A 7257-nucleotide genomic window follows, 5' to 3' on the forward strand; every position below is an offset into this window, starting at 1 on the left:
CAAAGCGTGAAGTGGCTAGTATCATAAATGACATTTTTAATTTGAACATAAGTGTTGGCAGCATAAAAATCTTACTATTACCCACAAATATAAATGTACTTATAAATAAAGTATTACAATATTAGAGTTTGCAAATATTGAGGGTATAAAAATGGCAAACGAGAGTAATGAATGGGCTAAAAATGAATTTGGAGATGCTGTACTTGGAGATAAAAGATTAACTGACCGATTAGTAAATATTGCTGACAGTTTGATAAGTTTACCTGAAAGCTCAATTAATGAGGCATGCGGAAGTTGGTCAGAAGCAAAAGCAGCATATCGTTTTTTTCAAAATGAGAACGTAAAAGAAGTCGATATTCTAGCTTCACACATTGATAAAACAGTTGAAAGAACAAAAGCTCATAAAAGAATTCTTGTGATTCAAGATACAACTTATATTTCATACTCAAGCCATAAGCGGATTGGGAACTATTGCTGGAAAAGGAGCAGTAATGCATACAGCCCTTGCTGTTAGTACGGAAGCTGGGAATACTGGATCAAAAGATTTACTCGAGGCAACTCATTTCTGAAGAAGAAAAAAGACTAAAGAGCCATCGTAACAACGTTCATATTGAGGATAAAGAAAGTATGAAATGGCTAGAAAGTTTAAAGAAAACAAATAATATTATAGATCTGGCCCAAACCGAAGCTATAACTGTATGTGACAGAGAAGCAGATATGCATGATTTTTTTGAACTTGCACATAATCTTAACTCAGCAATTTTAGTAAGAGCTCGCTACAACAGAAATGTAAATAAAAAATTCATGCATACCAGGAACAAGCAAAAATTATGGTCATTTATCCAAGGTCTCCCTTGCGCTGGAAAAGTAGAAGTTGAAATCCCTGCTAGAGATACCAAGCAAAAAAGGACAGCGTTTAGTAGCTTACGAAGAAAGAATAATGGATCTACGTAAGGAAGAAGCCATTCTTGAATACAAACTTGAGGAAGGTATAGAGAAAGGAAAAATCGAAGTTGCAAAAAATTTACTTAAAGCTGGTGTATCTGTTAATTTAATAGCTGAATCCACTGGCCTTTCTCAAGCTGAAATTGTACAGCTTAAGCAAGAAGTGGCCTAAGTATCACGGTTTTCAGGGCTTTTTTAGCTCGGCAGTGGTCTGAAAAGTCCATTTTTCACTTTATGAAATGTTTATATTTTACCACCTACTTTATTTGAATAAGTTCTTCTGCCACACTCTGAACGGATACTTGAATCAGGCTCAAGTTGACAAGTAGATGTTATCTTGTTATAATAAGTAAGTATTTATTAATTTAATCTTAACTTAAGAGGGTATTTATGGTAGCAAGTTATAGTGTTTTAAAAAGGTATGCGTTAGCCTATATAAAGAAATCTGGTAGTAACAGTGATGTTAAAGAGTTTTTACAATTTTGTAATACGCAAAATACCACAAATTGGAGTGAGGAGAATTTTAAAAATGCGTATGAAAAATTTACACATCCAAATTCAAGCAATAGGCACGATACAGGAAGCAGAAATGATCAATATAACGCAGGGAATAACGCACAACCTACAGGCTCTCAGATTACACATATACATGTACACAATAGAGGTTTAGACTTTTGGGATTATTTGCTATTACAATGCTGGATGGATTCTTTATTCGGTGGACGTGGTCACACTACGGTTAATAATATAACGAATATTGACAATGGTAATACCACTCATCAAGGGAGAAAAGAGAATAAAAAAGAATCAGAAGACAGTAGAAAGCTATTAGCTTTGGGTATAGTAGCTGCAGTTGCGTGTGTTGCTTTCCATGCTGGTATGTGTTTTTGGTATAACAGCAGCAGAAAAGTGGCTAGAAAAGAAGAAAAAATAGATTACCTGGATAGTAAATTTAAAACGTTCAGAAATATAGAATTTGCGGTTGGCGTTGTTTCTTTGGCAGCTTTGGTAGCTTGTGCTGTTTACCCAGTCTTACCAGTGTGGGGTTTAGCTATCCTTGGCGTTAATTCTCTCGTATGTTTTGCTGGTGGTTTAGCTTTTCATATGAAGCATGAGGAAGAATCAGAAAATATCGAGAAAGCTAAAGGAGCGGTAGATAGCTGTCTTAGACAAGGGCATGGTTATGGAGATTCTTCTCGTTGTGATGCACCACCTCCTTACTTTTCTCAAGATCCTAATACTACTCCAACTGCTCCTCCTCAAAATGCATTTGATAATCCTTATTTGCAACAGAAGTTTGGGAATTGTAAGGGGTTCACGCGTGATAAAAATTAACAGTTTTATTTTTAGCCAAATTAATTGAATCAAGCTACAAAACCTGCTAAAGTTAACTTTGTGAAAGCACCCTTAGCTCAGTTGGATTAGAGCATTTGACTACGGATCAAAAGGTCGGGCGTTCAAGTCGCTCAGGGTGCACCACATTTTATAGGAAACAGAAGTCACACTTGAAATTAATATATGTAATACCTATCTTTAAAGGTTAAGCACTGAACTATTATATATGAGCAAAAAAGACTACTATGATCTGCTGGAAGTAGGCAGAAATGCCAGTATTGATGAGATAAAAAAAGCGTATAAAAAATTAGCGTTAAAATATCATCCTGATAGAAATCCTGGCAATCAAGAAGCAGAGGAAAAATTTAAAGAAGTAACAGCTGCATATGAAGTTCTGTCTGACTCTGAGAAAAGGGCAGGCTATGACCGTTATGGCCACGAAGGTGCTTCTGGTGGATTTCAAGGCTTTAGCTCTGCAGGAGATTTTAGCGACATATTCAATGACTTCTTTGGTGGAGGATTCGGTGGTGGTGCAAGTAGATCGAGAGCAAAAAGAAGTACAACAGGAGTATCTGGAGCAGACCTACGTTATGATCTTGAAATTACCTTAGAAGATGCATTTAAAGGAATACAAGCGCCTATACATTATGTGACAAATGTAAAATGTGATACATGCCAAGGCACAGGTGGCGAAGGAGCAATTAAACCAGTTCAGTGCCACACATGCCAGGGAAGCGGTAGGATTAGAACTCAACAAGGCTTTTTTACCATCGAAAGAACATGTACTACATGCTATGGGGAAGGAGAAATAATACAAAACAAATGTAAGAAATGTGGTGGAAGTGGACGTAGAAGAGATGAAGTAAATATATCCGTTTCAATTCCAAAAGGCATAGAAGAAGGAGCTAAGGTAAGGATAAGTGGTAAAGGAGAAGCTGGAACAAAAGGTGGAAAAAGTGGAGATTTATACGTATACGTGAAAATAATTTTCCATAAAATCTTTGCTAGAAATAAAGCAGATTTACACTGTAAAGTGCCTATAAGAATGACACTAGCAGTGCTTGGTGGTGAAATCGATATTCAATCAATTGATGGAGCTAAAATAAAAGTAAAGGTCCCTGAAGGCACTCAAACTGGTACCAAACTACGTTGTAGGGAAAAGGGTATGCCATATATGAACTCACATGCTCGTGGTGATTTATACGTACAGGTAATAGTTGAGACTTTAAATCCAAAAAATTTAACTAAAAAGCAAATTGAACTATTAAAAGCGCTTGAAGAAGAGGAAAATGCAAGTGTACAACAGCAATCTGAAGGGTTTTTTAGTAAAGTAAAAAAAAAATAAGAAATCTGCTAAATGACATAAAGGGGTAACTGTTTACGGGTTTTCATTTAATCCTGCAATTCTTTGACCTTATTAATGGAAAACTTAACAATAGTGTTATTATTAGCCAACAGAAACTTCTTAGTTCCTTAAAACTATGTAAAAGCAATAAATTTCTTTATTTAAGGTCGAAGTTTTGCTATTCTCGAGTTTTAATAATTTAAATTTAATGAATATAAACAAAAATGAGTTTTTATTTCTTCCGCTTGGGGGAGTAGGAAGAATCGGGATGAATGTTAGCCTATATCATTACCAAGGTAAGTGGATTATGATCGACCTTGGTGTTGGTTTTGCAGATGAAACTATGCCAGGTGTTGAGCTGCTCATTGCTGATATAGATTTTATTGCTCAAAGAAAAAAAGATCTACTTGGAATAATAATTACACATGCGCATGAGGACCACTGCGGTGCAGTGCCCCACTTGTGGGAAGAGTTGCAGTGCTCCATATATACAACAAAGTTTACGGTTAATTTTCTTAAAGAGAAACTAAAAGAATTTCGATTGGAAGGTATAGTGCCTGTGAAAGAGGTAGACATAAATGGCAGCATAAATTTGGGTCCTTTTACCGTCGAGTTTATAAATGTAACTCATTCAATTCCTGAGGCAAATTCAATATTAATTAGCACTGAAATGGGTAGTGCACTCCATACCGGAGACTGGAAATTTGATCCAAAACCTGTTGTTGGATTAACTTCTAATATGGAGCGTCTAAAAGAAATTGGCGATAAAGGTGACCTGCTTGCAGCAATTTGCGATTCAACCAATATATTAAGCAAGCATCACCCTGAGTCAGAAGGTGAAATTTATAATAATATTTATAACATAATAAAGCGGTCTAAAAAATTAGTTGCTGTTTCGCTATTTGCTTCAAATGTGGCACGAATTGAAACGATAAGCCAAGCTGCAAAAGCACTAAATAGAAAAGTAGTTTTACTTGGTAGATCTTTATGGAGAATAGTGAAAGTTGCGCAAGATAGTGGTTATTTAACTGATTCTCCTCAGTTTCTTGAAGCAAAGGAAGCAGTAAATTTTCCAAGGGAAGAACTGGTGCTACTTTGCACAGGTTGTCAAGGTGAGCCACTGGCAGCTACCGCAAGACTTGCTGCTAAGAGTCATCAAGCATTTAAAATGCAGCAAGGTGATACCATGATCTTTTCGTCAAAAATCATTCCTGGAAATGAAACTCGTGCGCACAACATGCTCAATGCCTTTATTGAGATGGGGGTAGAAGTTATTACTGAAAAAACAGAGCATGTTCATGCTTCTGGGCATCCAACAAGAGAAGAGCTAAAGGAAATGTATTCTTTAATAAAACCGAAGATGTCTATTCCAGTTCACGGCGAATATATCCACACGCATGCACATGTAAAATTTGCTAAAGAGTGCGGTGTGGCAAAAGCAATAATGATTGCACCAGGTGATATTGTTAATTTGGAGAACGGAGAAAAGGTTGATTCAATTGATGTTGACTACTTTGGTATTGATGGTATGTTGCTACGTCATCCGGAGAGCAGTGTTATAAAAATGCGTAAAAGAATGAGAGATGCCGGAGTTATTGTGGTAACAGCAGTTGTAAACAAGAAAAATAAATTGCTTGCTAAACCAAAAGTATTTGTACCTGGTGTTTTTGAAGTGCTAGAAGATGCAGCTACCATACAGAAAATTGTCAAGAAAGTTGAGTCGTTGTTTAGTTTGCAGCCAACAAAAAAAATTAAAAATAAGATTGAAAGTTCAATATTGAGTATCTTAAAGGAATATTTACTAAAAAGACCTATAATTGAGGTTCAGATAGAACAGGTATGAAATGAATGAAGCTATTCGTTCATCTGGTGTTATTTATTTCGTTATTTATTCCTTATTTTACAAAAGCTGCTTTATATGTTGATATAAAAAAAAGCAGTGTTGGTAACATTGGTCTTGTTGTATCTAAATGTACATGTAAAACAGCGTTGGAAAGCGAATTAAGCGAAAATATTGCAAAGGTAATAGGAACAAATTTATCTAATTGTGGCTTATTTAATGTAAAACGTGGCGCGGAAGCTGAATCTAAATCTTGGAAAAGCGATACTGTAGTCACAGTAAGTTTAAGCGAAATATCTGGTAGTGCATTAGAGCTATCATTTCGTTTATTTGACACTTTTACAAAAAGAGAATTACTTACTCAGTCAGTTGTTTTTCCAGCAAAAGACTGGAGAAAAATTGGTCACCTCGTTTCGGATGTGATACATGATAGATTAATTGGTGAGAAAGGGCACTTCAGCACAAAAATCACGTATATCGCTGAAGAAAAAGATAGCAACTACAAATCTGTGCGTAAAATTGCTGTGATGAATCAAGATGGAAGTAATATAAAATACTTAACAAATGGCGATAGATTTGTGTCAACACCGAGATTCTCACCAAATGGAAAGGGTATTGTTTATATCTCGTACGCAAATGGTAAAAGTTATATAATATTAAAAAATTTAAAAGATAACACTGAATCAATAATCAGCGCATTTGAAGGAGTTGTTTCTGCACCAAGATTTTCTCCCGATGGTAAATCTCTTTTAATTTCCCACTCATTGGGTGGTGAAACGAATATATTATCTTTAGATTTAAGTAGTAAACGAACAAAAAAAATTACTAAAGGTTCAGCTATAAGCACTTCTCCCTCTTTTTCTCCAGATCAAAAGTATATGGCTTTTAGTTCTGATATAAGTGGGAGTCAGCAACTGTACGTTATCGATTTTACTAACAAAAGTAAAAAACCTAAAAGAATTAGTTTTGGAAGTGGAAGATATGCTACGCCTGTTTGGTCGCCAAAAGGAGATCTGATAGCTTTTACAAAGATTCAGTCAGGAAAATTTTACATAGGAGTTATGAAGCCAGATGGCAAAGAAGAACGTCTGCTTTCAGAGGGGCATAAAATTGAATCCCCGGCATGGCTACCAAATGGTAGAGAAATCATTTTTACAAGAACAGAATCACCAAACAACTCTAAACTATATTTAGTAGACTTAGTAAAGAAAAATCAAAAAATGGTTTCCACTCCCACAAATGCTTCTTTACCGGATTGGTCTTATTTTTGAAAGTAGATTTATTGTATCTGTTCAGATGCATGGCTAATGTACAAATACTGAAACAAAAATTCCAGTGCTCCCTTTCTTGTCATCCCAGTGCTTGACACTGGGATGGCTTTGTTGCATCGCTCTTCGGATAGTAGGTAACGCACAATAAATTTATGAAGCTATCTCAAATTTAGCCATACCAATATCAGTGAACTTATTGAGCAAATAGCATTTAACAAGTAGTTCCTTCTCTCTATTTGTCTCAGATTTATTCCTAAAACTAAACCAGAATGTTTGTTTCAGTCGCGAGAAAAAACTTTCTATATAAGATCTTTTTCCATAACTCATCTCTTTTTTCCACTTCTTTATACCATCTTCATCATATGACCTTATGAGCTTGACTGCAGAATTTCTCTCAGCCATATAGTCTAACTTTGGATGCTCTGCTGCGTTGTTTTTCGGAGGAATTTTCGTTTTTATACCATATTGATTACACAGCTTATAGAGCTTTTCTCTGTCATATGCCCTATCTGCATATAGTA

At 35.6% G+C, this 7257-nt stretch carries 5 protein-coding genes, 1 tRNA gene and 2 pseudogenes; 7 read left to right on the top strand and 1 reads right to left on the bottom strand.

All coding sequences use genetic code 11. The features are described 5' to 3' along the window. Nucleotides 1-151: 151 nt before the first annotated feature. The 7 genes and pseudogenes from OZD66_RS01095 to OZD66_RS01125 form a co-directional block, all read left to right on the top strand. A pseudogene (locus OZD66_RS01095) lies at nucleotides 152-930 on the top strand (IS4 family transposase); the annotation flags it as partial. Further along, nucleotides 917-1117 (top strand): annotated as a pseudogene (locus OZD66_RS01100) (hypothetical protein); the annotation flags it as partial. The pseudogenes OZD66_RS01095 and OZD66_RS01100, both read left to right, overlap by 14 nt. A gap of 218 nt (nucleotides 1118-1335) precedes the next feature. Beyond that, a complete protein-coding gene (locus tag OZD66_RS01105) occupies nucleotides 1336-2280 on the top strand; it encodes a hypothetical protein (protein WP_182366270.1) in 945 nt (314 codons plus the stop codon). A 66-nt stretch (nucleotides 2281-2346) separates the two neighbouring features. Next, a tRNA-Arg gene (locus OZD66_RS01110) sits at nucleotides 2347-2424 on the top strand. A gap of 82 nt (nucleotides 2425-2506) precedes the next feature. Then, on the top strand, nucleotides 2507-3625 hold the full coding sequence (gene dnaJ / locus OZD66_RS01115; RefSeq protein WP_012673045.1) for a molecular chaperone DnaJ: 1119 nt from the start codon (nucleotides 2507-2509) through the stop codon (nucleotides 3623-3625). Nucleotides 3626-3833: 208 nt separating this feature from the next. Further along, the gene (locus tag OZD66_RS01120) at nucleotides 3834-5468 is read left to right on the top strand and encodes a ribonuclease J (protein WP_012673044.1); all 1635 of its coding nucleotides are present in this window, start codon (nucleotides 3834-3836) and stop codon (nucleotides 5466-5468) included. A 5-nt stretch (nucleotides 5469-5473) separates the two neighbouring features. After that, nucleotides 5474-6736 carry a Tol-Pal system protein TolB gene (locus OZD66_RS01125; RefSeq protein ID WP_182366271.1) on the top strand — a complete coding sequence of 421 codons (1263 nt, stop codon included), beginning with the start codon at nucleotides 5474-5476 and terminating at the stop codon, nucleotides 6734-6736. A gap of 150 nt (nucleotides 6737-6886) precedes the next feature. On the opposite strand, the gene OZD66_RS01130 is transcribed toward OZD66_RS01125, so the two are convergent. After that, the coding region (locus OZD66_RS01130; RefSeq protein ID WP_338061736.1) for a transposase at nucleotides 6887-7257 on the bottom strand (371 nt) is incomplete at its 5' end.

This window comes from Wolbachia endosymbiont of Drosophila baimaii (assembly GCF_028982185.1).
GTDB lineage: Bacteria > Pseudomonadota > Alphaproteobacteria > Rickettsiales > Anaplasmataceae > Wolbachia > Wolbachia pipientis.

Bases quoted from the DNA above. Each gene is read 5' to 3' on its own strand.
- OZD66_RS01105 (WP_182366270.1), top strand. From the start codon at position 1,336: ATGGTAGCAAGTTATAGTGTTTTAAAAAGGTATGCGTTAGCCTATATA.
- OZD66_RS01120 (WP_012673044.1), top strand. From the start codon at position 3,834: ATGAATATAAACAAAAATGAGTTTTTATTTCTTCCGCTTGGGGGAGTA.
- dnaJ (WP_012673045.1), top strand. From the start codon at position 2,507: ATGAGCAAAAAAGACTACTATGATCTGCTGGAAGTAGGCAGAAATGCC.
- OZD66_RS01125 (WP_182366271.1), top strand. From the start codon at position 5,474: ATGAAGCTATTCGTTCATCTGGTGTTATTTATTTCGTTATTTATTCCT.